Origin of the sequence: Pseudomonas sp. BF-B-15, assembly GCF_019946675.1 — a bacterium.
In the GTDB taxonomy this organism is placed as follows: Bacteria; Pseudomonadota; Gammaproteobacteria; order Pseudomonadales; family Pseudomonadaceae; genus Aquipseudomonas; species Aquipseudomonas migulae.
This window is the reverse complement of the sequence record NZ_JAGYFZ010000006.1, coordinates 41,416-67,199: the sequence shown is the minus strand read 5'-3', so window position 1 is coordinate 67,199 and position 25,784 is coordinate 41,416. Positions and strand designations below refer to the sequence as shown.

Genomic DNA, 25,784 nt, shown 5'->3' with positions numbered 1-25,784 from the left:
CGCCCGGACGACCTTCTTGCTTTCACACCGCAATCGAAGGCAAAGGCAGACCATTCAGCGATTGCGCACTGCTGGCCTGCTCGGCCATCAACCAATCCACGAACTGTTGAATCAACACCCCACGCCGTTTGCGTTGGGGCAGGACCACGTAATAGCCCTGCCGGGACATCACCGTTTCAGCAATTGGCCGACACAACAGACCTTGCGCCAGCAAGTTATCCACAAGGTGCCGCCAGCCAATCGCCACGCCCTGGCCGCCAATCGCCGCTTGAATCAACAGCGTGTAATTGTCGAATCGCAACTGCCCGGGCGCCGGCGCCGAAGTAATCCCCAATTCGCGAAACACACCACTCCAGTCGAACCAGTTGCTGCTGTTTTCGCCACGCAGGTGCAGCAGCGGAAATTCCAGCAGCCCTTGGGGCGGCAAGGGCAGGGGACGGTCCTTCAATAGCAGCGGGCTGCACACCGGGAACACTTCTTCGCTGAACAGCCAATGGCTTTCGCCCTGTTTAAAACGCCCGTCACCAAACAGCACGGCAACATCGATATCGGTGCGCAGCATATTGAGGCTGCGTTCGCTGGTGACCAGGCTAACGTCCACGTGAGGATTGGCCGCGTGAAAGCGGTGCAATCGGGGCATCAGCCAGTAAGCGGCAAAAGCAAAATCGGTGGCGACCTGCAACACTTCATGCTGTTGCTGTGCACTGATCGCACTTAATCCTGCGTCGATATTCTGCAAACCGAGCTGAACCTGCTCGAAAAGAATCGCCCCGGCCTCGGTCAATTCGATCCCGCGATAAATGCGATCGAACAGCCGTGTGGCGAGTTGATCTTCCAGCCGTTTGATCTGCTGACTGATGGCCGGTTGCGTGGTGCCGAGCTCTACCGCAGCGGCGGTGAAGCTGTGATGGCGGGCAGCCGCTTCGAAGGCGCGGAGCAGATCCAGAGACAAATCACCGAGGGCGTCATACATAAGCTGTGCTTATCCTAGTCATTGCCTGGCATGGGCTTTACCACAAATCACATGGACTCCATGCTCGATTGCAGCACTCTCGCATAAATATTCACTATGGAATGCCGCGATCACATGAAGCGCAAGAATATTCTTTTCATCATGGCCGATCAGATGGCCGCGCCAATGTTGCCGTTCTACGGCCCTTCGCCGATCAAATTGCCCAATCTCAGCCGCCTCGCAGCCGAAGGCGTGGTGTTCGACGCCGCTTATTGCAACAGCCCACTCTGCGCGCCGTCGCGTTTTACCCTGGTCAGCGGTCAGTTACCGAGCAAAATCGGCGCCTACGATAACGCGGCCGATTTCCCTGCCGACGTGCCCACCTACGCCCACTACCTGCGGCGCCTCGGTTATCGCACCGCGCTGTCCGGCAAGATGCACTTCTGCGGCCCGGACCAACTGCACGGTTACGAAGAACGCCTGACCAGCGACATTTACCCGGCCGACTACGGTTGGGCAGTGAACTGGGACGAACCGGACGTGCGTCCGACCTGGTATCACAACATGTCGTCGGTGCTGCAGGCCGGGCCTTGCGTGCGTACCAATCAGCTGGATTTCGATGAAGAGGTGGTGTTCAAGGCCCAGCAGTATTTGTTTGATCACATCCGCGAAGACGGCGACCAGCCGTTCTGCCTGACCGTGTCGATGACTCACCCACACGACCCGTACACCATTCCCAAGGCCTTCTGGGATCTGTACGACGACGCCGACATCCCATTGCCCGAAACCCCGGCACAAACCGAGCTCGATCCGCACGCCCAGCGTTTGCTCAAGGTCTACGACCTGTGGGACAAGCCGCTGCCTGTGGATAAGATCCGCGATGCACGCCGGGCTTATTTCGGTGCTTGCAGCTATATCGACAGTAACGTCGGCAAACTTCTGCAAACGCTCGAAGATACCGGGCTGATCAACGACACGATTATCGTGTTCTCCGGCGACCACGGCGACATGCTCGGCGAGCGCGGCCTCTGGTACAAAATGCATTGGTACGAAATGGCCGCGCGCGTGCCGATGTTGATCAGTTCACCCGGCCAGTTTGGCGCCGGACGGGTCAGCGCTGCGGTTTCCACCGCCGACCTGCTGCCGACGTTTGTCGAGTTGGCCGGCGGGGTTCTGGAACCGGGCTTGCCGCTGGATGGCCGCTCGTTGGTTCCGCACCTGCAAGGGCAGGGCGGTCATGACGAAGTCTTCGGCGAATACATGGCCGAAGGCACCATCAGTCCGCTGATGATGATTCGCCGTGGCGCCTACAAATTCATCTACAGCGAAGACGATCCGTGCCTGCTCTTCGACGTACACAACGACCCGCGTGAACAGGAAGAACTCAGCCAGTCGCCGCAACATCGGCTCCTGTTCGAGGAATTTCTCGCCGAAGCACGGGCCAAATGGAACATCCCGGCGATACACCAACAGGTGCTCGCGAGCCAGCGTCGTCGGCGTTTCGTCGCCGAGGCACTGACCATCGGCAAGCTGAAGAGCTGGGATCACCAGCCACTGGTGGACGCCAGTCAGCAGTACATGCGCAACCACATCGACCTCGACGATCTGGAGCGTAAAGCACGTTATCCACAACCCTGCCAAAACCAATAATGTTAAGGGGAAGTCCATGCAAAAGTTATCCACAGTACTGACGGTCGGACTGCTGGCTCTGGGCAGTGCGTCGGCGTATGCCGATCAGAGCTGCGAGACGGTGAAAATGGCCGACCCTGGCTGGAGCGACATCGCCGCGACCAACGCCATCACCGGGTTTCTGCTGGACGGCATGGGCTACAAGCCCAAAGTCGACACCCTCGCGGTGCCGATTACCTTTGGCGGGTTGAAGGATGGCCAGGTCGACGTGTTTCTCGGCAACTGGATGCCGGCGCAGCAGGGTTTCTATGACAAGTTCGTCGCCACCGGCGACGTCACGCAACTGGCGAAGAACCTCGATGGCACCGAATTCACCCTGGCGGTGCCGGATTACGTGTGGGACGCGGGTGTGCATAACTTTGCCGACCTGAATAAATTCGCCGACAAGTTCGACAAGAAGATCTACGGCATCGGCTCCGGCGCCCCGGCGAACATCTCGCTGCAAGAAATCATCAAGAAGAACGACTTCGACATGGGCCAGTGGAAACTGGTCGAGTCCAGCGAACAGGCGATGCTGGCCGAAGTGTCTCGTGCGGTGAAGAAACAGAAATTCGTGACCTTCCTCGGCTGGACACCGCACCCGATGAACGTGCAGCTGAAAATGCATTATCTGAAGGGCGGCGAGAAATACTTCGGCGACACCGGCAGCGTCCATACCCTGACCCGCAAGGGTTACGCCGAGGCCTGCCCGAATGTGGGCAAGTTGCTGACCAACCTGAGTTTCACCCAGGAGATGGAAAACAGCATCATGGCGGATGTGGTGAACAAGAAGGTCAGCAATGCGGATGCGGCCAAGGCGTGGATCAAGGCCAATCCGGCGGTGCTGGATAAATGGCTTGAAGGCGTGAAGACCGCGGACGGCAAGGATGCGTTGCCGGCGGTAAAAGCCAAGTTGTAAGTGATCCTATCCTCTGTAGGAGCGAGGCTTGCCCGCGAAGAACGATAACGCGGTTTTTCTAAAGAACCGCGTTACGTTCTTCGCGGGCAAGTCGGATCGCCGCATCGCTCGCTCCTACAAAGGGAAGGATCGTCGTCTCCTGATACCCTTGCGCAAAATTTTCAACCGAGAGGACCCATGGCCTTCCCCAGCCGCCATTCACTCTTCCCCTTCCTCACGTGGTTGCCCCGGCAGACCCGCGCCAGCGTCGGCCGTGACCTGATCGTCGGTCTCAGCGGCGCCATTCTCGCGTTGCCGCAATCCATTGCCTACGCGCTGATCGCCGGTCTCCCACCGGAATACGGCTTGTACGCCGCCATCATCCCGGTGCTGATCGCCTGCCTCTGGGGTTCATCGTGGCATTTGATCTGTGGGCCTACGGCAGCCATTTCGATTGTCCTGTTCGCCAGTGTCAGTCCTCTGGCCGTCCCTGCGTCCAAGGACTACATCACGCTGATCCTGCTTCTGACGCTGCTCGCCGGCATTTTCCAGTGGCTACTGGGTTTGCTGCGGTTCGGCGCACTGGTGAATTTTGTCTCGCACTCGGTGGTATTGGGCTTCACCCTCGGCGCCGCCGTGGTGATTGCCATTGGTCAAATGCCCAACCTGCTGGGGCTGGACTTGCCTAGCCAGGCCACCGCTCTGGACAGCTTTTTGATACTGCTGCAGCACCTCGATGCGGTGGATAAACCCTCGCTCGGGCTGGGACTGGCAACAGTCGTCGTCGGCATAATCCTGAAAGGGTTGCTGCCTCGCTGGCCGACGCTGCTGATCACCCTGATCCTCGCCGGGCTGCTGGTTTGGCTGTGGCCATCGATGTTCGGCCACGTGAACCTGGTGAGCGCGTTTGTCGGGCGGCTGCCGCCCTTCAGCCCGTTGCCACTGGATCTGGACATGATTTTGCGATTGCTGCCCAGCGCAGTAGCGGTGGGGATGCTCGGGCTGGTGACGAGCCTGTCGATTGCCCGTTCCTTGTCGGCACGCTCGCAGCAATTGCTCGATGCCAATCAGGAGGTCCGCGCGCAGGGTTTATCGAACATGGTCGGTGCGTTTTTTTCCGGTTCGCTGTCAGCCGGTTCCTTCACCCGTTCCGGCCTCAGCTACGAAGCGGGTGCCTGTTCGCCAATGGCGGGGGTGTTTTCCGCGTTGTGGGTGGCGCTGTTTGCGATCTTCGGCGCCAACCTGATTGCGCATATTCCGATCCCGGCCATGGCTGGCAGCATCCTGCTGATCGCCTGGGGGTTGGTCGATCATCGCGGCATTCGCGCGTTGCTGCGGGTCAGCCGCGCCGAGTTCATGGTGATGGCGCTGACCTGTGTCGCCACGCTGTTGCTGGAATTGCAGACCGCGATCTATGCCGGCGTGCTCGCGTCGTTGTTTTTCTACCTCAAGCGCACCTCGCAACCACGGGTGCAGCATTGGCGCGATGGCGATGAAGACATTCTGCGGGTCGGCGGTTCGATCTTTTTCGGCGCCAGCCATTACCTGCAAGTGCGCCTGCAACGCATGCACGGGGCGCGGGTGGTGATCGAGGCGCAGCAGATCAACTTCATCGACTATTCGGGTGTGGAAATGCTGCACCAGGAAGCGCGGCGACTACGCAAGCAGGACCGTAGCCTGACCTTGCGCGGGGCGCGACCGCCGGTGGTGGAAGAGTTGCGAAAGCTCGAAGGCGCAGAGAAATGTCCGATCCATTTCGAAGATTGAACATCAAACCCTGTAGGAGCGAGGCTTGCCCGCGAAGGCGTCCTTAAGTACGCCAAAAACTTCGCGGGCAAGCCTCGCTCCTACAAGGGCTACGCCGCCAGTTGGCGGCGCAGTTCGGCCAGCACCGGCGTTGTGTCCGGGCGTACGCCACGCCACAGCAAGAAGGCTTCTGCCGCTTGCTCAGCCAGCATCCCCAAACCATCCATCGACACGGCAGCGCCATGCGCCGTAGCCCAACGGCAGAACGAGGTCGGTTCCTTGCCGTACATCATGTCGTAGCAAACGGTCTTGCCCGGTTCGATCAGACTGCCCGCAATCGGCGGTACATCGCCTGACAAACTGGCCGATGTCGCGTTGATGATCAGGTCCACCGATTCCCGCAACCAGTCGAAACCACTGGCCGACACCGGCCCCAGATCCGCGAACAATTCTGCCAGCAGCTCGGCTTTTTCCACCGTGCGGTTGGCGATGATCACCGAGGCGGGTTGCTCGGCCAGCAGTGGCTCCAGCGCACCGCGCACTGCGCCGCCGGCGCCGAGCAGCAGGATGCGTTTGCCCTTGAGGCTGAAACCGGCGTTGACCGTCAGGTCCCGCACCAGCCCGGCACCATCGGTGTTGTCGCCCAGCAGCGTGCCATCGGCGAGCTTGCTCAGGGTGTTCACCGCGCCAGCCCGCTGCGCTCGCGCCGTCACACTGTCGGCCAGACGGAACGCCTCTTCCTTGAACGGCACCGTCACGTTCGCCCCGCGACCTTCCAGGAAAAACTCCCGGGCAAAGTCGGAAAAATCGTCGAGCGGTGCCAGCGAAGTGCTGTAGTCCAGTTGCTGAGCGGTCTGCTCGGCGAACAGACGATGGATCAACGGCGACTTGCTGTGGCCAATCGGGTTACCGAATACGACGTAACGATCCATCAGAAATCCTCAGGCCTGGGCCAACCAGTCGCGGTCTTGCAGGAAGTACTCGGTCAGGCGTGCTTCTTCGCTGCCGGGCTCGGCTTTCCAGTCATAGCTCCAGCGAACTTGCGGCGGCAACGACATGAGGATCGACTCGGTACGCCCACCCGATTGCAGGCCGAACAGCGTGCCACGGTCGTAAACCAGGTTGAACTCGACGTAACGGCCACGGCGGAATTCCTGGAATTCGCGCTGTTTTGCAGTGAACGCATCATTTTTGCGGCGCTGCACGATCGGCAAGTAGGCGTCGATGTAAGCGTCACCGATGGCACGCATGAAAGCGAAGCTGGTGTCGAAATCCCACTCGTTCAAATCATCGAAGAACAGGCCGCCGATGCCGCGCGGTTCGTGGCGATGCTTGATGTGGAAATAGCTGTCGCACCAGGCTTTGTAGCGCGAATAGACGTCCGGACCGAACGGCGCGCAGGCCTGCTCGGCGACGCGGTGCCAGTGCACGCAGTCATCGATGTTGCCGTAATAAGGGGTCAGGTCGAAGCCGCCGCCGAACCACCAGACCGGTTCTTCGCCTTCTTTTTCGGCAATGAAAAAGCGCACGTTGGCGTGGGAAGTCGGCACATGCGGATTGTGCGGGTGAATCACCAGCGACACGCCCAGGGCTTCAAAGCCACGGCCGGCCAGTTCAGGTCGATGGGCGCTGGCGGACGGTGGGAGACCGCTGCCAAACACGTGGGAAAAGTTGACGCCGCCCTTTTCGATGACCGCGCCGTTCTCGATCACGCGGGTACGACCGCCACCGCCGGCAGGCCGGGTCCAGGCGTCTTCGACGAATTGCGTGCCGCCGTCTTCGGCTTCCAGGGCAGCGCAAATGCGGTCTTGCAGGTCGAGCAGGTAGGCTTTTACGGCCTCGGTGCGGGTCGTCATGTCTTCACCTTGAATCGGGCAAAACTACGCGGCGCTCCATGGGAGCGGGGGCCGGCGCAAATGGGCGCGTAGCATAACATTGCAGATGGACTCGCCACAGTTGACGGGGATCAAGCTTGGGAGTTCGATAGGGCGCTTGGCACTACACCTCTAGTAGCTGAAGACCTAAGGAGAGTTCTGATGGCAAAGCGTATCCAGTTCCGCGCCCATGGCGGCCCCGAAGTGCTCGAGTATGTGGATTACCAACCGGCCGAGCCCGGCCCGCAGCAAGTGCGCGTCACTAACAAGGCCATCGGCCTGAACTTCATCGACACCTATTTCCGTAGTGGCCTCTATGCGCCGCCCGCCTTGCCGTCGGGCGTGGGTTCGGAAGGTGCAGGCGTGGTCGAGGCAGTGGGCAGCGAAGTCACCCGCTTCAAGGTCGGTGATCGCGTGGCGTACGGCAGCGGCCCATTGGGCGCCTACAGCGAGGTTCACGTATTGCCGGAAGCCAATCTGGTGCACCTGCCGGACGCGATCAGCTTTGAACAAGCCGCCGGGGTAATGCTCAAGGGCCTCACCGTGCAGTACCTGTTGCGTCAGACCTATGAACTCAAGGGTGGCGAAACCATTCTGTTTCACGCCGCTGCCGGGGGTGTCGGTTCGCTGGCCTGCCAATGGGCCAAGGCGCTGGGCGTGAAGTTGATCGGCACGGTCAGCTCGCCGGAGAAAGCCGCGTTGGCGAAGGCCAACGGTGCGTGGGCGACCATCGACTACAGCCACGAGAACGTCGCACAACGCGTACTGGAATTGACCGACGGCAAAAAAGTCCCGGTGGTGTACGACGGTGTCGGCAAAGACACCTGGCTGACTTCGCTGGATAGCACAGCGCCTCGGGGCCTGGTGGTGAGTTTTGGCAACGCTTCGGGCGCGGTGGACGGCGTAAACCTGGGGATTTTGTCGGCGAAGGGATCGTTGTACGTGACCCGCCCAACACTGGCGACTTATGCCAACAACGCTGAAAACCTGCAGCGGATGGCGGATGAGTTGTTTGAGATGATCATCAGCGGGAAGCTGAAGGTGGAGATCAGCCAGAAGTATTCACTGGCTGACGCGGCGAAGGCGCAGACCGAGTTGTCGGCACGGCGGACGACAGGTTCGACTGTTTTGTTGCCTTGAGGGCCTCTTCGCGGGCAAGCCTCGCTCCTACAGTTTGTATGCGATCCCTGTAGGAGCGAGGCTTGCCCGCGAAGAACGATGACGCGGTCTCAACCCGGGCGAATGACGTTCCCGGTCGCCAGATCGCGAATCACGCTCGGATTCTTGCGCCCACCGAGGTTGCCGCCAAGAATCAAATCAAGCTGCCCACGGAAATACTGCTCCACGCGAATCCGCGTCCGCGCCGCCGGCCGGCCCTGCGGGTTGGCCGAGGTCGACACCAACGGCCCGACCAATGCACACAAATCCCGCACCAACGGGTGATCGCTGACCCGCAACGCCACCGTTTCGTGCACGCCGGTAATCCACTGCGGCAACTGATTCCGATGCGGCACCAGCCAGGTATTCGGCCCCGGCCAGGTGCTGGCCATGCGGTCCATCCACAGCTCTGGGAAATCTTCGAACAGGAAGTCGAACTGGCGGATGTTGTCGGCGATCAGAATCAGGCCCTTGTCCACCGACCGGCCCTTGAGCATCAGCAGACGTTCGACCGCTTCTTCGTCCCACGGGTCGCAACCCAGGCCCCAGACCGCCTCGGTTGGATAGGCAATCACCGCCCCTGCGCGAATGGCTTGCGCGGCTTGTTGCACACGCCAACTGTTGACCATGAAAAACTCTCCGGAATAAGGCTCTGCGCAGTTTACCGATGTTCCTTATAAAACCTAGCTCACCCGCGCAAACCAGCGCCCGCTTTCGCAGACCGCCCGGCCGTCCATTTCCAGTTCCGTCAGCGCCGCCAGCACTTTGGGCAGCGCCCAGCCGCTGGAGACGGACAACGCTTCACTGGTGTGCGGCGCCGCGTGCAGCAGCATCAACAGCGGATGAGCTACCGACGGAGCCTGCATGGCTAACGGCAACTGCTGCCAGCCGCGCAACGCTTCGAGGATATGTTCGATGGTTTCCACCAGCATCGCACCGTCGCGAATCAGCTGATGACAGCCCTTGGCGCCGGGATGATGGATCGATCCCGGAATCGCATACACCTCACGACCTTGTTCCGCCGCCAGCCTCGCGGTGATCAAGGAACCGCTGGCGACACTGGCCTCGACCACCAGCACGCCGAGGGACAAACCACTGATGATTCGATTGCGTCGCGGGAAGTTGCTGGCCGTAGGCCCGGCGTCCAGCGGGAACTCGGAAAGCACCGCGCTGCCCGACGCAATCATGGCATCGGCAAGCCTGCGGTTGCGCTGTGGATAAAACTTTTCAAGTCCCGTGCCAAGTACGCCGACCGTTTGCCCGCCCACGTCCAGAGCGGCTTGATGCGCGGCGGCATCGATCCCCAGCGCCAGACCGCTGGTGATGACAAAACCGGCGCCAGCCAGACTGCGCGAAAACGCGGCGGCCGTGTCCATCCCTGGACGGGAAGCGCGACGACTGCCGACCATCGCCAATTGCGGTTTTTCCAGTATGCCCGGATCGCCCGCGACGAATAGCAGTGGCGGCGCGTCGCTGATTTCCGCCAGCAATGCCGGGTAGTCAGGCTGGTCCCACATCAGTAAATGCTGGCCGGGACGGTCTAGCCAGGCCAATGCGTGGCTGGCGCCGTCCCGGACATCATCGGCCCGGCGAGCCTCGGCGCAAGCAAACGGCAAGCCCAGCGAACGCCAGGCACTGGCCGGCGCGCTGATGGCTTTGGACGCCGAGCCGAAGGCTTCGAGCAGTTTCCTGAAACGTGCAGGACCGAGCTCCGGCAAACGATGCAGACGTAAACGGGCTTCCAGTTCCGCAGTGGAAACCGGTGTAACAGCAGGCAGCGACATGGATCATCCTTGATCGTTATGAGCCCCGTTCAAACGGGAATAAGCTGTGGATAACTCTGTTGGTAACTTGTGGAGCCTGCTTACGGATTTCGCACCTTGTCCATCACCGCCAAGGAGCGCGATGCGGTGAGCACCAATCCGTAACTGAGTTTGTCGTAGGTGCGGAACACCATCAGCAAACCGGCGCGTTCATCGGGAATTTTCAGAGGCTGGCCGGAGACCCGGTCACGCACGGTTTCGCCGGTCTTCATCACCACCAACACGTTGCCTTCGGCGAGACCATCGCGTTGGCCCCGGTTCAGCGTCACGACATCCATCGCGCCGATCTGGGTAACCCCGCGCGGTACGTCAATGATCAGGCCGTTGATCGGTTTTTTTGGCGCACTGGGCATGAAGGTCGAGTTGATCGATCGTTCCTCGCCGCTGAACAAGCGATCGCCGAGGCGAACTTCCTGAGTGGTGCGTTGCAGTGCAAGCGTCGCGACATCACCCTCGGTAGCGACAATTTCACCGCCGCCGATGTCGTCGGCATTGATCCCCAGGAACTCCTTGCTCTCGGGGTCGGTATAAACCTTGCCTTGGCGGAAGATGCCGTAGACCGGCTGGTTCGGATCGAAATGGCCGCGGGCGAAAATCCGGTCGCCGGTGCCGCTGAGCACCCGTTCGGCATCGCCGGCGACGATGTAAGGCGCCTTGTCGAAATCCTCGACCTTGTCGACGATGCGGTTGCTCAGCAGAAAACTGTTGATCGACTGCAACGGAATGCTCGGGATGGCGTCGGCCACCGGCGAACTGTGCACCCGTGGCGAGAGCTTGATGGTGCCACGGGAAGCCCCGCGATTGAGGGTCAGACGCGGCTGCCCGTCAACGTAGACCAGCGACAGCAAATCGCCGGGGTAGATCAGATTGGGGTTCTGGATCTGCGGATTGGCCTGCCAGAGCTCGGGCCACTTCCACGGCTCACGGAGGAATTTCCCGGAGATGTCCCAGAGTGTGTCACCCGCCGCCACTGTGTATTGCTGTGGAAAACCTTCCTTGAGTTGCACTTGCCCATGCGCCAAACCGGCCGAGGCCAGAAGGAGCAAGGCGAGTAGTGATTTCCTCATGCGGTGAATCCCTTTATTATGTGCGTTCGCGTGAAACGCCAGAGCCCTCGTGGCTCGCTCCCGACTCTTTACCTAAAAGAAAAGGAGCTACGCTTCACAACGGTAGCCTGCATCTTCGGACCTGCCAGGCCATCGACCCGACTTTACCTCACACGTGCAGCAATCAAGCTTATGGCCATTTTAGACATCCTCGAATTCCCCGACTCGCGCCTGCGCACTATCGCCAAACCTGTGGCCGTAGTGGACGACGAAGTGCGTCAGTTGGTCGATGATATGTTTGAAACAATGTATGAAGCGCCAGGCATCGGCCTCGCCGCGACCCAGGTCAACGTGCACAAACGTATCGTCGTGATGGACCTCTCCGAAGACCGCACCGAACCGCGGGTGTTCATCAACCCCGAGTTCGAGCCCCTGACCGACGAGATGGAGCAATACCAGGAAGGCTGCCTCTCGGTGCCGGGTTTCTACGAAAACGTCGATCGCCCGCAGAAGGTCAAGGTCAAGGCCCTGGACCGCGACGGCCAGCCTTACGAACTGATCGCCGAAGGCCTGCTCGCCGTGTGCATCCAGCATGAATGCGACCACCTCAACGGCAAATTGTTCGTCGACTACCTGTCGAATCTCAAACGTGACCGAATCAAGAAGAAACTGGAAAAGCTCCATCGCCAGAACGCTTGATGCCCTCCTTTCAAAGGCTTGCTGCGGCAAGCCTTTTTCTTTTGCGACTGCTTTGTAAATGAGAGCTTCCCATGACTGAGCCACTGCGCATCGTCTTTGCCGGCACCCCGGAATTCGCCGCCGAACACCTCAAGGCCCTGCTCGACAGCCCTTACGAGATCGTCGCGGTCTACACCCAACCGGACCGTCCGGCGGGTCGCGGGCAAAAGCTGATGCCGAGCCCGGTCAAGCAGTTGGCCCTGGAAAACAACATCCCGGTGCTGCAACCGCCAACCCTGCGCAACGAAGACGCTCAAGCCGAACTGGCCGCGCTGAAACCGGACTTGCTGGTGGTGGTCGCCTACGGCCTGATCCTGCCGCAAGTGGTACTGGATATTCCGCGCCTGGGTTGCATCAACAGCCACGCGTCGTTGCTGCCACGCTGGCGCGGTGCGGCGCCGATCCAGCGCGCCGTCGAAGCCGGCGACAGCGAAAGCGGCGTGACCGTGATGCGCATGGAACTGGGCCTCGACACCGGGCCGATGCTGCTCAAGGTCACCACGCCGATCAGCGCTGAAGACACCGGCGGCAGCCTCCACGACCGCTTGGCGGAACTCGGCCCACCGGCAGTGATTCAAGCCATTGCCGGCCTCGCCGCCGGCACGCTGGAAGGCGAAGTGCAGGACGACAGCCTCGCCACCTACGCACACAAATTGAACAAGGACGAAGCGCGCATCGACTGGACCCGCCCGGCCATTGAGCTGGAACGTCTGGTCCGCGCCTTCAATCCATGGCCGATCACCCACAGCACGTTGAATGGTGAAGCGCTGAAAGTGCTGGCCGCGAGCCTCGCCGAAGGCAAGGGCGCACCAGGTGAAATCCTCAGCGCCAGCAAGGACGGCCTGATCGTCGCTTGCGGTGAGCAAGCGCTGTGCCTGACCCGCCTGCAATTGCCCGGCGGCAAGGCGCTGAACTTCAGCGATTTGTTCAACAGCCGTCGTGAGAAATTCGCCGTCGGCACCGTGCTCGGTCAAACGGCGGACGCTCAATGAATCCACGTCTGGCCGCCGCCAAGGCACTTGCTGCAGTTCTCAACGGAAAAGCCTCACTCAACAGTTCGCTGCCGACACAAATGGACAAGGTCGAAGACCGCGATCGCGGCTTCACCCAGGACCTGGCGTTCGGCACCGCGCGCTGGCAGCCGCGTTTGTCGGCGCTCGCGGCCAAGTTGCTGCAGAAGCCGTTCAAGGCTGCCGACGCCGATGTCGAGGCGTTGCTGCTGGTCGGTCTCTATCAACTGCTTTACACCCGCGTCCCGGCTCACGCCGCCATCGGCGAAACCGTCGGTTGCGCCGACAAGCTGAAGAAGCCGTGGGCCAAAGCCTTGCTCAACGCCGTGTTGCGCCGCGCCCAACGTGAAAGCGAAGCGCTGCTGGCCGAGCTGGAACACGACCCCGTGGTGCGCACCGCCCACCCACGCTGGCTGCAAAAATCCCTGAAAGCGTTTTGGCCTGAGCAGTGGGAAGCCATTTGCGCGGCGAACAACGCGCATCCGCCGATGATTTTGCGGGTCAACCGTCGCCATCACACTCGCGATGCCTACTTGGGTCTGCTGACCGAAGCGGGCATCGCCGCCACGGCGTGCGTTTACAGCCGGGACGGCATCATTCTCGACGCCGCCGCCGACGTACGCAGCCTGCCAGGCTTCGCCGAAGGCTGGATCAGCGTGCAGGACGAAGCGGCGCAACTGGCCGCCGACCTGCTCGACCTGGCGCCGGGCCAACGGGTGCTCGACGCCTGCTGCGCTCCGGGCGGCAAGACCTGCCACATCCTCGAAGCCGAACCCGCACTGGCGGGCGTCGTCGCCGTGGACCTCGAAGCCAAGCGTCTGGTGCGTGTGCGAGAAAACCTCGCACGCCTGGGCCTGAGCGCCGAACTGATTGCCGCCGACGGCCGCGACACGGCCACCTGGTGGGATGGCAAACCGTTCCAACGCATCCTGCTCGATGCGCCATGCTCGGCCACCGGCGTGATCCGTCGTCACCCGGACATCAAGCTGACTCGCCAACCGGATGACATCGCCGCGCTGGCAGTGCTGCAAGGCGAGTTGCTGGATGCCATGTGGATAACTCTGGAGGTGGGCGGGATTCTGCTTTACGCCACCTGTTCCACGTTGCCGACCGAGAACACCGAAGTCATCGAAGCCTTCCTCGCCCGCACGCCGGGCGCCCGTGAGCTGGACCTCGCCACCACGGCCGGCATCAAGCAGCCCCACGGTCGCCAGCTGCTGGCACAGGAAGGCGGCCACGACGGGTTCTATTACGCCAAGCTGATCAAGATCGCCGCCGCGCGCGGTTAACCGGTTTTAAGGGAGTGACTGGATGAAAATCATCATCCTCGGCGCAGGGCAGGTCGGCGGTTCGCTGGCGGAACACTTGGCCAGCGAGGCCAACGACATCACCGTGGTCGACACCGATGGCGAACGCCTGCGCGACCTCGGCGATCGCCTGGACATCCGCACCGTGCAAGGCCGCGGCTCGCTGCCGACGGTGCTGCGCCAGGCCGGCGCGGACGATGCCGACATGCTGGTGGCGGTGACCAACAGTGACGAAACCAACATGGTCGCCTGCCAGGTCGCCCACACCCTGTTCCACACCCCGACGAAAATCGCCCGGGTACGCGAAGCGGCGTACCTCACGCGCTCCGAGCTGTTCGATAACGAAGCGATTCCGGTGGATGTGCTGATCAGCCCGGAACAAGTGGTCACCAACTACATCAAGCGCCTGATCCAGCATCCGGGTGCGTTGCAGGTGATCGATTTCGCCGAAGGCAAAGCGCAGCTGGTCGCGGTGAAGGCGTACTACGGCGGACCGCTGGTGGGTCAGCAACTGCGTCAGTTGCGTGAACACATGCCGAATGTCGAAACTCGCGTAGCCGCGATTTTCCGCCGTGACCGGCCGATCCTGCCTCAGGGCGATACGGTGATCGAAGCGGACGACGAAGTATTTTTCATCGCCGCCAAGGCGAATATTCGCGCAGTGATGAGCGAAATGCGCCGCCTCGATGAGAGCTACAAGCGCATCGTCATCGCCGGGGGCGGGCAGATCGGTGAGCGTCTGGCCGAGGCCATCGAAAGTCGTTATCAGGTGAAGATCATCGAGATGAACCCGGCCCGCTGCCGCCATCTCTCGGACACCCTCGACAGCACCGTGGTCCTGCAAGGCAGTGCCTCCGACCGCGATTTGCTGATGGAAGAGAACATCGCCGACGCCGACATCTTCCTGGCGCTGACGAACGACGACGAAGCCAACATCATGTCGTCGCTGCTGGCCAAGCGCCTGGGCGCGAAGAAGGTGATGACGATCATCAACAACCCGGCTTACGTCGACTTGATCCAGGGTGGCGACATCGACATCGCCATCAGCCCGCAACTGGCGACCATCGGCACCTTGCTGGCCCACGTGCGGCGCGGCGACATCGTCAGCGTGCATTCATTGCGCCGTGGTGCGGCGGAGGCCATCGAGGCGATTGCCCATGGTGATGCGAAGTCGAGCAAAGTGATTGGCAAGGCCATCGAGAACATCGGTCTGCCGCCAGGCACCACGATTGGCGCGATCATTCGTGATGAAGAGGTGATCATTGCCCACGATGACACGGTGATCGCGGCGGGCGACCATGTGATTCTGTTCCTTGTGGACAAGAAGCATATTCGGGATGTGGAGAAGTTGTTCCATGTTGGCCTGAGTTTTTTCTGATCCGAAGGCCTCTTCGCGGGCAAGCCTCGCTCCTACAGGTTTTGCGCGATTCTCTGTAGGAGCGAGGCTTGCCCGCGAAGGCGATTCCGAAGCTCCCCCAAAAACCGAGGTGCACCATGATCGAATCCCTGGAAAAAATGCTCGCCAAGGGTGTGGATAACTCATTGCTGCGCTTCGGCCTCGGCAAGGGTTATCTTGATCTTGGGGAAAACGCCAAGGCCGCCGAGCATTTCCAGCGTTGCGTCGAATTCGACCCTAAGTATTCAGCGGCGTGGAAGCTGTTGGGCAAGGCTCATCTGGCGCTGGCGGACTATCCGGCCGCGCGTCAGGCGTGGGAGCAGGGTCTGGAAGCTGCTCGTGCTCACGGCGACAAGCAGGCGGAGAAGGAGATGACGGTGTTCCTGAAGAAACTTGAGCGCCAGGCGCACTGATCAGAGGTAGCGCAGGCCGATGCCGTCAGCGTCTACCAGCACCACTTCCATGCGAACCCGCGGCGCGCCTGTGGGTAAATCCTGTACCTGACCATAGACCACCGCCCCCTTGGGCAACGCCGACAAGCCCGGATGCTTGACGTAGACGCCCGTGGTCGAGAGATTTCGGGTCTGGCCGAGGCATTCGCCGAAGCTTTCGTGACTGATCTTGATGCGAAACGATTTGCGGTGTTCGGACATCTTCTGCGCCCTTTTTATGAACAGTTGTGGATAACCTGAACCTGTAGGAGCGAAGCTTGCTCGCGAAGGCGATATCACATCCAACATCAATGTTGAATGTAATGGCCTCTTCGCGAGCAAGTCGGATCGCCGCACCGTTCGCTCCTACAGGTTCAAGTTATCCACAGATCATGCCAATCAACTCAATACCAGCGCTCTTCACCCGGCGGCCGCTTCTTGAAGCGCTTCATGCTCCACATGTACTGGCTCGGATAAGCACGCACATAACGCTCGACCACCTTGCTCATGGCTGCGCAGGACGTCTCGGTATCAGTGCTGTACATGGCCTCTGGCGCCGCTTCGAGGATCACTTTGTAGCCCGAACCGTCCGGTAACCGCAGCGCGTGAAGGAACACGCCAACCGCCTTGCCGCCAGCGAGCATGTTCGGCACAAACTTGCTGGTGAGTGCCTGAGTAGCGAAGAACGGCACGAAGATCCCGGCGGATTCGGCCGGTTCCGGGTCAGCGGGAATGCCCACTGCACCACCTTTGCGCACTTCCTTGATGACGCTGAGGATGCCTTCCTTGGTGGAGGCGGCGACCCTGTTACCCAGTTGCACTCGCTGCTTGCGCAACAATTCATCCACAGCCTTGAGCTTTGGCGGGCGATAGAAAATGATCGGTTTGCACTGGCTGCAATAGAAGTGGTTCAACACTTCCCAGTTGCCGAGGTGGCTGGTGATGCCGACCACACCTTTGCCGGAGGCGAGGGCGTCTTTCAAGACGTCGAGCCCTTCGACTTCGCGCACCAGATCGATGGAACGCTGCGCCGGCCAGATCCACGCGCAGGCACTTTCGGTCAGCGACTTGCCGATGTCTTTCAGGCTCTGGCCGACCAGACGCTCGCGCTCGGCAGGGTCCATCTCCGGAAAACACTTGGCCAGATTGATCCGCACCACATCACGGGAACGGTTAGGGGTTTTCCACATTACCCAGCCGATGGCCGAGCCAACCACCTGCACTGCTCGCCAGGGAAGCAGGGCAAACAGCCGCAGAGCGCCTACCAGCAAGGCGCCTTTCAACTTATCCACAGGTCACTCCTGATCTTGTGCTGTGCGCGAGGCGGCTATTCTAACCGCCGATCGACAAGGTCGCGTAGCGATCGCAATCCTTGGTGTGGTCCATGACCATCCCGGAGGCCTGCATCAGCGCGTAGCAAATGGTCGGGCCGACGAAGGTGAAGCCGGCTTTTTTCAGGCCTTTGCTCATCTCCACAGCGACTGGCGTGACCGCCGGGACTTCGGTGCGATCCTTGAAATGATTGATCACAGGCTTACCGCCGACGAAAGACCAGAGAAACTCGACCGGGTCTTCAAGTGCCAGCCAGGCCTGGGCATTGCGCCGGGCGGCGTTGAGTTTGAGGCGATTGCGGATGATCCCGGGGTCGAGCATCAATTCATCGATTTCGGCGTCGCTCATTTGCGCCACGCGCTGTACATCGAAGCCGAACAGCACCTCGCGATATCGCTCGCGTTTACGCAACACGGTGATCCAGGAGAGGCCGGCCTGGAACCCTTCGAGCAAAAGCAACTCGAACAAACCCTGCGCATCGCGTAGCGGCGTGCCCCACTCCTGGTCGTGATAAGCCATGTACAGCGGATCTTCGGAACACCAAAAGCAGCGTGGCATAAGGCTCCAGGGGGCGTGCGCAGCAATGAATCGGGTATACTCCCGCTCTTTAAATCGCAGCCCAAGAAACAGGTGAATTTCGTGAGCCAGCCTACGCCAGCCGTGCGTACCTTCCAAGACTTGATCCTCGCCCTCCAGCAATACTGGGCCGAGCAAGGTTGCGTGGTACTTCAGCCCTACGATATGGAAGTAGGCGCCGGGACTTTCCACACAGCCACGTTTCTGCGCGCCATCGGCCCGGAAACCTGGAACGCCGCTTATGTGCAGCCCAGTCGTCGCCCGACTGACGGCCGCTACGGCGAAAACCCGAACCGTCTGCAGCACTACTATCAGTTCCAGGTGGTTCTGAAGCCGAACCCGGACAACTTCCAGGAACTGTACCTGGGCTCCCTCAAGCATGTCGGCCTGGACCCGCTGGTCCACGACATTCGCTTCGTCGAAGACAACTGGGAATCGCCGACCCTGGGCGCCTGGGGTCTGGGCTGGGAAGTCTGGCTGAACGGCATGGAAGTGACGCAGTTCACTTACTTCCAGCAGGCGGGCGGCATCGAGTGCTATCCGGTGACCGGTGAGATCACTTACGGCCTCGAGCGTCTGGCCATGTACCTGCAAGGCGTGGACTCGGTCTACGACCTGGTCTGGGCTGACGGTCCGTTCGGCAAAGTGACCTACGGCGACGTGTTCCACCAGAACGAAGTGGAGCAATCGACCTACAACTTCGAACACGCCAACGTCGAGAAGCTGTTCGAACTGTTCGACTTCTACGAAAGCGAAGCCAAGCGCCTGATCGAACTTGACCAGCCGCTGCCGTTGCCGAGCTACGAAATGGTGTTGAAGGCGTCCCACACCTTCAACCTGCTGGATGCGCGCCGGGCGATCTCGGTGACTGCGCGTCAGCAATACATCCTGCGTGTGCGCACCCTGGCGCGTTCCGTTGCGCAAGCCTACCTGCTGGCTCGCGCCAAGCTGGGCTTCCCGATGGCGACCCCGGACCTGCGTGACGAAGTACTGGCCAAGCTGGAGGCTGCACAATGAGTGCTCAAGATTTCCTGGTTGAACTGGGCACCGAAGAACTGCCACCCAAGGCCCTGAACACCTTGGCCGAAGCGTTCCTGGCCGGTATCGACAAAGGCCTGCAAGCCGCTGGCCTGAACTACGAGACCAAAACCGTCTACGCCGCGCCGCGTCGTCTGGCTGTGCTGATCACCGCGCTGGCTACCCAGCAACCGGATCGCAGCATCAACCTCGACGGCCCGCCACGTCAGGCGGCGTTCGATGCCGAAGGCAACCCGACTCAAGCGGCACTGGGTTTCGCCAAGAAGTGCGGCGTAGAGCTGAGCGAAATCGATCAGAGCGGTCCGAAACTGCGCTACAGCCAGAGCATCGCCGGCAAGCCGACCGCAAGCCTGCTGCCGACCATCGTCGAAGATTCCCTGAATGACCTGCCGATCCCGAAGCGCATGCGCTGGGGTGCGCGCAAGGAAGAATTCGTTCGTCCGACCCAATGGCTGGTCATGCTGCTCGGTGACCAGGTCATCGATTGCACGATCCTCGCCCAGAAAGCCGGCCGCGATTCCCGTGGTCACCGCTTCCATCACCCGGAAAGCGTACGCATTACCTCGCCGGCCAACTACCTGACCGACTTGCGTGCCGCTTACGTTCTGGCCGACGCCAACGAGCGTCGCGCGATTATCAGCAAGCGCACCGAAGAACTGGCGACGATGCAGGAAGGCACGGCGATCGTTCCGCCAGCCCTGCTCGACGAAGTGACCGCGCTGGTTGAATGGCCGGTGCCGCTGGTGTGCTCGTTCGAAGAACGTTTCCTCGACGTGCCGCAAGAAGCGCTGATTACCACCATGCAGGACAACCAGAAGTATTTCTGCCTGCTGGATGCCGACGGCAAGTTGCTGCCACGTTTCATTACCGTGGCCAACATCGAAAGCAAAGACCCGCAGCAAATCATCGCCGGTAACGAGAAAGTGGTTCGCCCACGCCTGACCGACGCCGAGTTCTTCTTCAAGCAAGACAAGAAACAGAAACTCGAAGACTTCAACCTGCGCCTGCAAAACGTGGTGTTCCAGGAAAAACTCGGCAGCGTCTACGACAAGGCCGAGCGCGTATCCAAGCTTGCTGCGTTCATCGCGCAACGCATTGGCGGCAACGCCGCATGGGCTTCCCGTGCCGGCCTGCTGTCCAAGTGCGACCTGGCGACCGAGATGGTCGGTGAGTTCCCGGAGATGCAAGGCGTCGCCGGTTACTACTACGCCCTGAACGATGGCGAGCCGGAAGAAGTCGCGCTGGCGCTGAACGAGCAGTACATGCCGCGCGGTGCCGGTGCAGAACTGCCGACCACCCTGACCGGTGCGGCCGTGGCCATCGCTGACAAACTCGACACGCTGGTCGGTATCTTCGGGATCGGCATGCTGCCAACCGGTAGCAAAGACCCGTATGCCCTACGCCGTGCTGCACTGGGCGTATTGCGCATCCTGATCGACAAGAAGCTCGACCTCGACCTGAACGACGCAGTGGCCTTTGCCGTGAATGCGTTCGGCGCCAAGGTCAAGGCTGCTGGCCTGGCCGACTCGGTTCTGGAATTCGTGTTCGACCGTCTGCGTGCCCGTTACGAAGATGAAGGCGTGGACGTGGCGACTTACCTGTCGGTTCGTGCCCTGAAGCCAGGTTCTGCGCTGGACTTCGATCAGCGCGTACAAGCGGTGGAAGCGTTCCGCAAACTGCCTGAAGCGGCGGCCCTCGCTGCAGTGAACAAGCGCGTTTCGAACTTGCTGAGCAAGGTCGAAGGTTCTGTTCCTACAGTCGTTGAAGCCAAGTACTTCGACAACGCCAACGAGTTCTCCCTGTACTCGGCGATTCAGCAGGCGGACCAAGCGGTTCAACCGATGGCAGCTGCGCGTCAGTACAGCGAGTCGCTGGCACGTCTGGCAGCCTTGCGCGAGCCGGTGGATGCTTTCTTCGAAGCCGTCATGGTCAACGCTGAAGATGCCAAGGTCCGTGCCAACCGCTATGCGCTGCTGGCGCGTCTGCGTGGCTTGTTCCTCGGCGTCGCCGATATTTCGTTGCTGGGGTAAGACTGTTTGAAACTGCTGATTCTCGATCGGGACGGGGTGATCAATTACGACTCCGACGCTTACATCAAGTCGGTGGAGGAGTGGAAACCGCTCCCCGGTTCGATCGAAGCCATCGCGCAGTTGAGCAAGGCCGGCTGGACGGTAGCGGTCGCTACCAACCAGTCCGGCATCGCTCGCGGCTATTACGACGTCGCCACCCTGGACGCCATGCACGAGCGCTTGCGCTCGTTGGTCGCGGAGCAGGGCGGTGAAGTCGGGCTGATCGTCTATTGCCCGCACGGGCCGGACGAAGGCTGCGATTGCCGCAAGCCAAAACCCGGGATGCTGAAAACCATCGCCACGCATTACAACGTATCGCTGACTAATCTATGGTTCGTCGGCGACAGTCTTGGTGACCTGGAAGCCGCCAAAGCCGTCGATTCTCAGCCAGTTTTGGTAAAGACCGGGAAAGGCGAAAAGACTTTGGGCAAAACCCTACCGGTAGGCACTTTGATTTTTGACGATCTCGCGGCGATTGCCGCAGAACTTATCCACAATTAGAGCGTTTTCGAGATTCCTGACCAAGGATTGATCGGGAGTGCGCTTTATATAGACGGGCAGAGCCCGCACGGTAAACGTCGCCATGTCGATATTGCAGGCCATCAGAACCTTCCTCTTTTACCTGCTGCTGGGCACCAGTTCCTTGCTTTGGTGCAGCCTGAGCTTTTTTATCGCGCCTTTTCTGCCGTTCAAGGCGCGCTATCGTTTTATCAACGTGTACTGGTGCCGTTGCGCCTTGTGGCTGAGCAAAGTCTTTCTGGGCATCAGCTACGAAGTGAAAGGTGCCGAGAACGTGCCAGACCAGCCCTGCGTGATTCAGTCGAACCACCAGAGCACCTGGGAGACGTTCTTCCTCTCGGCCTATTTCGAGCCGTTGAGCCAGGTACTGAAGCGTTCATTGCTGTTTGTACCGTTCTTCGGTTGGGCCATGGCCATGCTGCGGCCGATCGCCATCGACCGCGACAACCCGAAGGCCGCGCTCAAACATGTAGCGAAGCAGGGCGATGAACTGCTGAAGGATGGCGTCTGGGTACTGATATTCCCTGAAGGAACGCGGGTCCCTTACGGCACCATCGGAAAATTCTCACGAGGTGGTACGGCGTTAGCCGTCAACGCCGAACTCCCGGTGCTGCCGATTGCGCACAATGCCGGCAAATTCTGGCCGAAAACCGGTTGGGCCAAGAAGCAGGGCGTCATCACTGTGATCATCGGCGAGCCGATGTACGCCGAAGGCAGTGGCCCCCGCGCGATTGCCAACCTCAATGACCGGGTTCAGGCCTGGAACGAGCAGATGCAACGGGAAATGGGCTCGCTCCCACCCGCTCCGCAAGCACCGGCTGCCAATGATCAGATGGCTGTCTGAGATTCTGTGGATAACCTGTGTACCGTTTCGCTGAAAAGTAGCGTATTTAGTTTGTAGGCTTATGATTTATATACATATTTCCTAAGCTCATAAAATATGGAAAAAGGTGCATAAGTTTTTTTCGGACGTAAAAAAACCGGCTGATATAGCCGGTTTTTTTATGCCTGCGAATTGAGCAGGGAAGCTTAGCTGATAATCGGAGCACGCCAGTCATCAGAACCGGAAGTACCACAGGCTTCGTGAGTCCAGGTGATTTTTCGGTAGGTGAAATACACGTCTTCGAGATGCGTAAAGTGGGCCATATTGGGATCCTGGCAGCTTGGCATTCTTGTCTGCACATCGACGATCACTGCGTCTTCCAGCTCGATGCTGAAGTAATGTTCCTGTTTCCCCGCCGACGAAGTCCGATACCAAGCGATATGGCAGCTATTCAACACTTCTCCGCTCGTTAACGCGTTAAAAATCAACGGTGATGATTTATCAAATACCTTTGAGATCATCAGCGGCTTATGCACACGCTGGCCCGTTGGCTGACCCGATTGGGGATCTCTCGGAATGATAATTTGGTGACTGAATGCCTGGACCAGGATTTGGTCTTCGTGCCCCTCCTGATAGACGTTACCAACCGACTCCGGAGTAAATGTCCCGGCAGTAATCATCCCTTGCCGATTTCCATTTATAACTAAATACGCGGGTGTTGGCATAACTGCATTCCCTGTTCGATATCCCAAAAATGATAGCTCCCGTCAGTCATACACTTGACGAAGAGGCTGTAGGATAAAGAGCACTCGGGATAGCGTATGTAGGACTTATCTGTGAGGATCCGAGGCAAAACGCCTGCGTTCCATACGATTTGGCACCGCCGCTGAAGGGCGAAATAGCGTAATAAAAAGGCCAGCGCAATGCGCTGGCCTTTTTATTGTTGGCAGAACCGCTGGATCAGAAGTCCAGGTTAGAAACCGCCAAGGCATTGCTTTCGATGAAGTCACGACGAGGTTCGACCGCATCACCCATCAGGGTGTTGAAGATCTGGTCCGCGCCAATGGCGTCTTCGATGGTCACTTTGAGCATCCGGCGCTGGCTTGGGTCCATGGTGGTTTCCCACAGCTGATCCGGGTTCATCTCACCCAGACCTTTGTATCGCTGGATGGTGTGACGCTTGGTGCTTTCAGCCATCAGCCATTCAAGGGCTTCCTTGAACTCGGTGACCGGCTTCTTGCGTTCGCCACGCTGGATGTACGCGCCGTCGTCCAGCAGGGTGCTCAGCTGAGCGCCCAGGGATACGACAGTCCTGTAATCGTTGCTGCCGAAGAAGTCGCGGTTGAACGTGACGTAGTTCGACAGGCCGTGGGAGATCAGCTCGACCTCTGGCAGCCAGACGTTACGCTCACGGTCTTCACGCAGGCTGGCCTTGTAGACCAGGCCGGACTTCTCGACGGTGCGCAGACGGACTTCATACTTGGCCAGCCAATCTTGCATCGCTGCGTGATCGGACAGTTGCTCCATGCTCACCGCTGGCAGGTAGATGAAGTGCTCGGTCAGTTCCTGAGGGTATAGGCGCGACAGACGCTTGAGGGTCTTCATCACCAGACGGAAGTCGTTCACCAAGCGCTCGAGAGCTTCGCCGGAGATACCCGGGGCTTCCTCGTTCAGGTGCAGGCTCGCATCTTCCAGGGCCGACTGCGTCATGTACTCTTCCATGGCGTCGTCGTCTTTGATGTATTGCTCTTGCTTGCCTTTCTTGACCTTGTACAGCGGTGGCTGAGCGATGTAGATGTAGCCACGCTCGATCAGCTCTGGCAGCTGACGGAAGAAGAACGTCAGCAGCAGCGTACGGATGTGCGAACCGTCGACGTCAGCATCGGTCATGATGATGATGTTGTGGTAGCGCAGCTTGTCGATGTTGTATTCGTCGCGACCGATACCGCAGCCCAGTGCGGTGATCAAGGTGCCTACTTCTTGCGAAGAGATCATCTTGTCGAAGCGCGCCTTCTCGACGTTGAGGATCTTGCCCTTCAACGGCAGGATGGCCTGGGTTTTACGGTTACGCCCCTGCTTGGCGGAGCCGCCAGCAGAGTCACCTTCCACGAGGTACAGTTCGGAAAGGGCAGGGTCTTTTTCCTGGCAGTCAGCCAGTTTGCCCGGCAGGCCGGCGATGTCCAGCGCGCCTTTGCGGCGGGTCATCTCACGGGCCTTACGTGCTGCTTCACGCGCACGTGCCGCGTCGATCATCTTGCCGACGACCAGTTTGGCTTCGTTCGGGTTTTCCAGCAGGAAGTCGGAGAAGTATTTGCCCATTTCCTGTTCGACCGCGGTCTTCACTTCGGAAGAAACCAGCTTGTCTTTGGTCTGGGAGCTGAACTTCGGATCCGGCACCTTCACCGAGATGATCGCGGTCAAGCCTTCACGGGCGTCATCACCGGTGGTGGCGACCTTGTGCTTCTTGGCCAGGCCTTCAGCTTCGATGTAGGTGTTCAGGTTACGCGTCAGTGCGGAACGGAAACCCACCAGGTGAGTACCGCCATCACGCTGCGGGATGTTGTTGGTGAAGCACAACAGGTTCTCGTTGAAGCTGTCGTTCCACTGCAGGGCGATTTCCACGCCGATGCCGTCTTCACGCTGGATGTTGAAGTGGAACACCTGGTTGACCGCAGTCTTGTTGGTGTTCAGGTATTCAACGAACGCACGCAAGCCGCCTTCGTACTTGAACAGCTCTTCCTTGCCGCTGCGCTCATCCTTGAGGACGATGCCGACACCGGAGTTGAGGAAGGACAGTTCACGAATCCGCTTGGCCAGGATGTCCCAGCTGAAGTGGATGTTCTTGAAGGTTTCAGCCGATGGCTTGAAGTGAATCTGGGTGCCCGTGGTTTCGCTCTCACCAACGATTTTCATCGGCTCTTGCGGGACGCCATGGACGTAAGTCTGTTCCCAGATCTTGCCGCTGCGGCGAACGGTCAGGACCAGTTCCTTGGACAGTGCGTTCACTACCGAAACACCTACACCGTGCAGACCGCCGGATACTTTGTAGGAGTTGTCGTCGAACTTACCGCCGGCGTGCAGCACGGTCATGATGACCTCGGCTGCCGAAACGCCTTCTTCTTTGTGTACGTCTACCGGGATGCCACGACCGTTGTCGCGAACGGTGATGGATTCGTCCGGGTGGATGATGATGCTGATGTCGTCGCAATGGCCGGCCAAAGCTTCGTCGATCGAGTTATCGACCACCTCGAACACCATGTGGTGCAGACCGCTGCCATCGTCGGTGTCACCAATGTACATACCGGGACGTTTGCGTACGGCATCCAGGCCTTTCAGCACTTTAATGCTCGTTGAGTCGTACGTATTTTCTTCGCTCAATG

Annotated in this window: 24 protein-coding genes; 13 read left to right on the top strand and 11 right to left on the bottom strand. The window is 59.8% G+C overall.

The features are described from left to right. Positions 1 to 22: 22 nt before the first annotated feature. The gene (locus tag KGA97_RS03575) at positions 23 to 973 is read right to left on the bottom strand and encodes a choline sulfate utilization transcriptional regulator (RefSeq protein WP_008027604.1); all 951 of its coding nucleotides are present in this window, start codon (positions 971 to 973) and stop codon (positions 23 to 25) included. 114 nt (positions 974 to 1,087) lie between these two features. Here KGA97_RS03575 and betC point away from each other — a divergent pair, with 114 nt between their 5' ends. The 3 genes from betC (at position 1,088) to KGA97_RS03560 (ending at position 5,285) form a co-directional block, all read left to right on the top strand. Then, complete coding sequence (betC, locus tag KGA97_RS03570; RefSeq protein ID WP_223434182.1) at positions 1,088 to 2,602, top strand: choline-sulfatase; 1,515 nt, start codon at positions 1,088 to 1,090, stop codon at positions 2,600 to 2,602. 16 nt (positions 2,603 to 2,618) lie between these two features. After that, positions 2,619 to 3,539, top strand: coding sequence for a choline ABC transporter substrate-binding protein (gene choX, locus KGA97_RS03565; RefSeq protein ID WP_207285006.1), 921 nt, complete (start codon positions 2,619 to 2,621; stop codon positions 3,537 to 3,539). A gap of 177 nt (positions 3,540 to 3,716) precedes the next feature. Continuing rightward, positions 3,717 to 5,285 (top strand): SulP family inorganic anion transporter, encoded by a 1,569-nt coding sequence (locus KGA97_RS03560; RefSeq protein ID WP_223480224.1) that lies wholly within the window; start codon positions 3,717 to 3,719, stop codon positions 5,283 to 5,285. A gap of 89 nt (positions 5,286 to 5,374) precedes the next feature. On the opposite strand, the gene aroE is transcribed toward KGA97_RS03560, so the two are convergent. Together aroE and hemF are read right to left on the bottom strand one after the other, a co-directional pair. Then, positions 5,375 to 6,196 (bottom strand): shikimate dehydrogenase, encoded by an 822-nt coding sequence (gene aroE, locus KGA97_RS03555; RefSeq protein ID WP_207285005.1) that lies wholly within the window; start codon positions 6,194 to 6,196, stop codon positions 5,375 to 5,377. Positions 6,197 to 6,205: 9 nt separating this feature from the next. Further along, positions 6,206 to 7,120, bottom strand: coding sequence for an oxygen-dependent coproporphyrinogen oxidase (hemF, locus tag KGA97_RS03550; RefSeq protein WP_008027593.1), 915 nt, complete (start codon positions 7,118 to 7,120; stop codon positions 6,206 to 6,208). Positions 7,121 to 7,300: 180 nt separating this feature from the next. Here hemF and KGA97_RS03545 point away from each other — a divergent pair, with 180 nt between their 5' ends. Then, positions 7,301 to 8,278 carry an NADPH:quinone reductase gene (locus KGA97_RS03545; RefSeq protein WP_008027591.1) on the top strand — a complete coding sequence of 326 codons (978 nt, stop codon included), beginning with the start codon at positions 7,301 to 7,303 and terminating at the stop codon, positions 8,276 to 8,278. An 89-nt stretch (positions 8,279 to 8,367) separates the two neighbouring features. On the opposite strand, the gene KGA97_RS03540 is transcribed toward KGA97_RS03545, so the two are convergent. The 3 genes from KGA97_RS03540 to KGA97_RS03530 form a co-directional block, all read right to left on the bottom strand. Beyond that, positions 8,368 to 8,925, bottom strand: coding sequence for an L-threonylcarbamoyladenylate synthase (locus KGA97_RS03540; RefSeq protein WP_223480223.1), 558 nt, complete (start codon positions 8,923 to 8,925; stop codon positions 8,368 to 8,370). Positions 8,926 to 8,979: 54 nt separating this feature from the next. Then, positions 8,980 to 10,080, bottom strand: coding sequence for a DNA-processing protein DprA (dprA, locus tag KGA97_RS03535; protein ID WP_223480222.1), 1,101 nt, complete (start codon positions 10,078 to 10,080; stop codon positions 8,980 to 8,982). Positions 10,081 to 10,160: 80 nt separating this feature from the next. Beyond that, on the bottom strand, positions 10,161 to 11,186 hold the full coding sequence (locus KGA97_RS03530; protein ID WP_192417806.1) for a LysM peptidoglycan-binding domain-containing protein: 1,026 nt from the start codon (positions 11,184 to 11,186) through the stop codon (positions 10,161 to 10,163). Between the two features lie 171 nt (positions 11,187 to 11,357). Here KGA97_RS03530 and def point away from each other — a divergent pair, with 171 nt between their 5' ends. From def to KGA97_RS03505, 5 genes are all read left to right on the top strand, one after another. Continuing rightward, positions 11,358 to 11,864: a peptide deformylase gene (gene def / locus KGA97_RS03525; protein WP_008027583.1), complete on the top strand. Its 507-nt coding sequence runs from the start codon at positions 11,358 to 11,360 to the stop codon at positions 11,862 to 11,864. 71 nt (positions 11,865 to 11,935) lie between these two features. Then, positions 11,936 to 12,895: a methionyl-tRNA formyltransferase gene (gene fmt / locus KGA97_RS03520; protein WP_008027581.1), complete on the top strand. Its 960-nt coding sequence runs from the start codon at positions 11,936 to 11,938 to the stop codon at positions 12,893 to 12,895. Continuing rightward, positions 12,892 to 14,202: a 16S rRNA (cytosine(967)-C(5))-methyltransferase RsmB gene (gene rsmB, locus KGA97_RS03515; RefSeq protein ID WP_008041465.1), complete on the top strand. Its 1,311-nt coding sequence runs from the start codon at positions 12,892 to 12,894 to the stop codon at positions 14,200 to 14,202. Before fmt ends, rsmB begins: the two co-directional genes overlap by 4 nt. 22 nt (positions 14,203 to 14,224) lie before the next feature. Further along, positions 14,225 to 15,598 carry a Trk system potassium transporter TrkA gene (trkA, locus tag KGA97_RS03510; RefSeq protein WP_008027578.1) on the top strand — a complete coding sequence of 458 codons (1,374 nt, stop codon included), beginning with the start codon at positions 14,225 to 14,227 and terminating at the stop codon, positions 15,596 to 15,598. 116 nt (positions 15,599 to 15,714) lie between these two features. Further along, the gene (locus KGA97_RS03505; RefSeq protein ID WP_008027576.1) at positions 15,715 to 16,029 is read left to right on the top strand and encodes a tetratricopeptide repeat protein; all 315 of its coding nucleotides are present in this window, start codon (positions 15,715 to 15,717) and stop codon (positions 16,027 to 16,029) included. Here KGA97_RS03505 and KGA97_RS03500 read toward each other — a convergent pair whose 3' ends face one another. From KGA97_RS03500 to tag, 3 genes are all read right to left on the bottom strand, one after another. Then, the gene (locus KGA97_RS03500; RefSeq protein ID WP_008027574.1) at positions 16,030 to 16,269 is read right to left on the bottom strand and encodes a PilZ domain-containing protein; all 240 of its coding nucleotides are present in this window, start codon (positions 16,267 to 16,269) and stop codon (positions 16,030 to 16,032) included. It abuts the gene before it with no gap. Positions 16,270 to 16,451: 182 nt separating this feature from the next. Continuing rightward, a complete protein-coding gene (locus KGA97_RS03495) occupies positions 16,452 to 17,339 on the bottom strand; it encodes a lysophospholipid acyltransferase (RefSeq protein ID WP_192228140.1) in 888 nt (295 codons plus the stop codon). 40 nt (positions 17,340 to 17,379) lie between these two features. After that, positions 17,380 to 17,937 carry a DNA-3-methyladenine glycosylase I gene (gene tag, locus KGA97_RS03490; RefSeq protein WP_008041464.1) on the bottom strand — a complete coding sequence of 186 codons (558 nt, stop codon included), beginning with the start codon at positions 17,935 to 17,937 and terminating at the stop codon, positions 17,380 to 17,382. Between the two features lie 81 nt (positions 17,938 to 18,018). Between tag and glyQ the strand changes: the two genes are divergently transcribed. From glyQ to KGA97_RS03470, 4 genes are all read left to right on the top strand, one after another. Next, positions 18,019 to 18,972, top strand: a complete 954-nt coding sequence (gene glyQ, locus KGA97_RS03485) for a glycine--tRNA ligase subunit alpha (RefSeq protein WP_003213601.1) — start codon at positions 18,019 to 18,021, stop codon at positions 18,970 to 18,972. Further along, positions 18,969 to 21,023 carry a glycine--tRNA ligase subunit beta gene (gene glyS / locus KGA97_RS03480; protein ID WP_008041461.1) on the top strand — a complete coding sequence of 685 codons (2,055 nt, stop codon included), beginning with the start codon at positions 18,969 to 18,971 and terminating at the stop codon, positions 21,021 to 21,023. The genes glyQ and glyS overlap by 4 nt, the downstream gene beginning before the upstream one ends. Before the next feature lie 6 nt (positions 21,024 to 21,029). Further along, complete coding sequence (gene gmhB / locus KGA97_RS03475) at positions 21,030 to 21,563, top strand: D-glycero-beta-D-manno-heptose 1,7-bisphosphate 7-phosphatase (RefSeq protein ID WP_008027564.1); 534 nt, start codon at positions 21,030 to 21,032, stop codon at positions 21,561 to 21,563. Between the two features lie 82 nt (positions 21,564 to 21,645). Next, the gene (locus tag KGA97_RS03470) at positions 21,646 to 22,425 is read left to right on the top strand and encodes a lysophospholipid acyltransferase family protein (protein ID WP_008027562.1); all 780 of its coding nucleotides are present in this window, start codon (positions 21,646 to 21,648) and stop codon (positions 22,423 to 22,425) included. A gap of 185 nt (positions 22,426 to 22,610) precedes the next feature. Here the strand turns inward: KGA97_RS03470 and KGA97_RS03465 are convergent, their stop codons facing one another. Next, positions 22,611 to 23,129: an Hcp family type VI secretion system effector gene (locus KGA97_RS03465; protein WP_032832632.1), complete on the bottom strand. Its 519-nt coding sequence runs from the start codon at positions 23,127 to 23,129 to the stop codon at positions 22,611 to 22,613. Between the two features lie 235 nt (positions 23,130 to 23,364). Continuing rightward, positions 23,365 to 25,782 (bottom strand): DNA topoisomerase (ATP-hydrolyzing) subunit B, encoded by a 2,418-nt coding sequence (gene gyrB, locus KGA97_RS03460; protein ID WP_008027559.1) that lies wholly within the window; start codon positions 25,780 to 25,782, stop codon positions 23,365 to 23,367. Positions 25,783 to 25,784: the final 2 nt, after the last annotated feature.

Coding starts and splice junctions, on each gene's coding strand:
- KGA97_RS03575 (WP_008027604.1), bottom strand. CDS start 973: ATGTATGACGCCCTCGGTGATTTGTCTCTGGATCTGCTCCGCGCCTTC.
- betC (WP_223434182.1), top strand. CDS start 1,088: ATGAAGCGCAAGAATATTCTTTTCATCATGGCCGATCAGATGGCCGCG.
- choX (WP_207285006.1), top strand. CDS start 2,619: ATGCAAAAGTTATCCACAGTACTGACGGTCGGACTGCTGGCTCTGGGC.
- KGA97_RS03560 (WP_223480224.1), top strand. CDS start 3,717: ATGGCCTTCCCCAGCCGCCATTCACTCTTCCCCTTCCTCACGTGGTTG.
- aroE (WP_207285005.1), bottom strand. CDS start 6,196: ATGGATCGTTACGTCGTATTCGGTAACCCGATTGGCCACAGCAAGTCG.
- hemF (WP_008027593.1), bottom strand. CDS start 7,120: ATGACGACCCGCACCGAGGCCGTAAAAGCCTACCTGCTCGACCTGCAA.
- KGA97_RS03545 (WP_008027591.1), top strand. CDS start 7,301: ATGGCAAAGCGTATCCAGTTCCGCGCCCATGGCGGCCCCGAAGTGCTC.
- KGA97_RS03540 (WP_223480223.1), bottom strand. CDS start 8,925: ATGGTCAACAGTTGGCGTGTGCAACAAGCCGCGCAAGCCATTCGCGCA.
- dprA (WP_223480222.1), bottom strand. CDS start 10,080: ATGTCGCTGCCTGCTGTTACACCGGTTTCCACTGCGGAACTGGAAGCC.
- KGA97_RS03530 (WP_192417806.1), bottom strand. CDS start 11,186: ATGAGGAAATCACTACTCGCCTTGCTCCTTCTGGCCTCGGCCGGTTTG.
- def (WP_008027583.1), top strand. CDS start 11,358: ATGGCCATTTTAGACATCCTCGAATTCCCCGACTCGCGCCTGCGCACT.
- fmt (WP_008027581.1), top strand. CDS start 11,936: ATGACTGAGCCACTGCGCATCGTCTTTGCCGGCACCCCGGAATTCGCC.
- rsmB (WP_008041465.1), top strand. CDS start 12,892: ATGAATCCACGTCTGGCCGCCGCCAAGGCACTTGCTGCAGTTCTCAAC.
- trkA (WP_008027578.1), top strand. CDS start 14,225: ATGAAAATCATCATCCTCGGCGCAGGGCAGGTCGGCGGTTCGCTGGCG.
- KGA97_RS03505 (WP_008027576.1), top strand. CDS start 15,715: ATGATCGAATCCCTGGAAAAAATGCTCGCCAAGGGTGTGGATAACTCA.
- KGA97_RS03500 (WP_008027574.1), bottom strand. CDS start 16,269: ATGTCCGAACACCGCAAATCGTTTCGCATCAAGATCAGTCACGAAAGC.
- tag (WP_008041464.1), bottom strand. CDS start 17,937: ATGCCACGCTGCTTTTGGTGTTCCGAAGATCCGCTGTACATGGCTTAT.
- glyS (WP_008041461.1), top strand. CDS start 18,969: ATGAGTGCTCAAGATTTCCTGGTTGAACTGGGCACCGAAGAACTGCCA.
- KGA97_RS03470 (WP_008027562.1), top strand. CDS start 21,646: ATGTCGATATTGCAGGCCATCAGAACCTTCCTCTTTTACCTGCTGCTG.
- KGA97_RS03465 (WP_032832632.1), bottom strand. CDS start 23,129: ATGCCAACACCCGCGTATTTAGTTATAAATGGAAATCGGCAAGGGATG.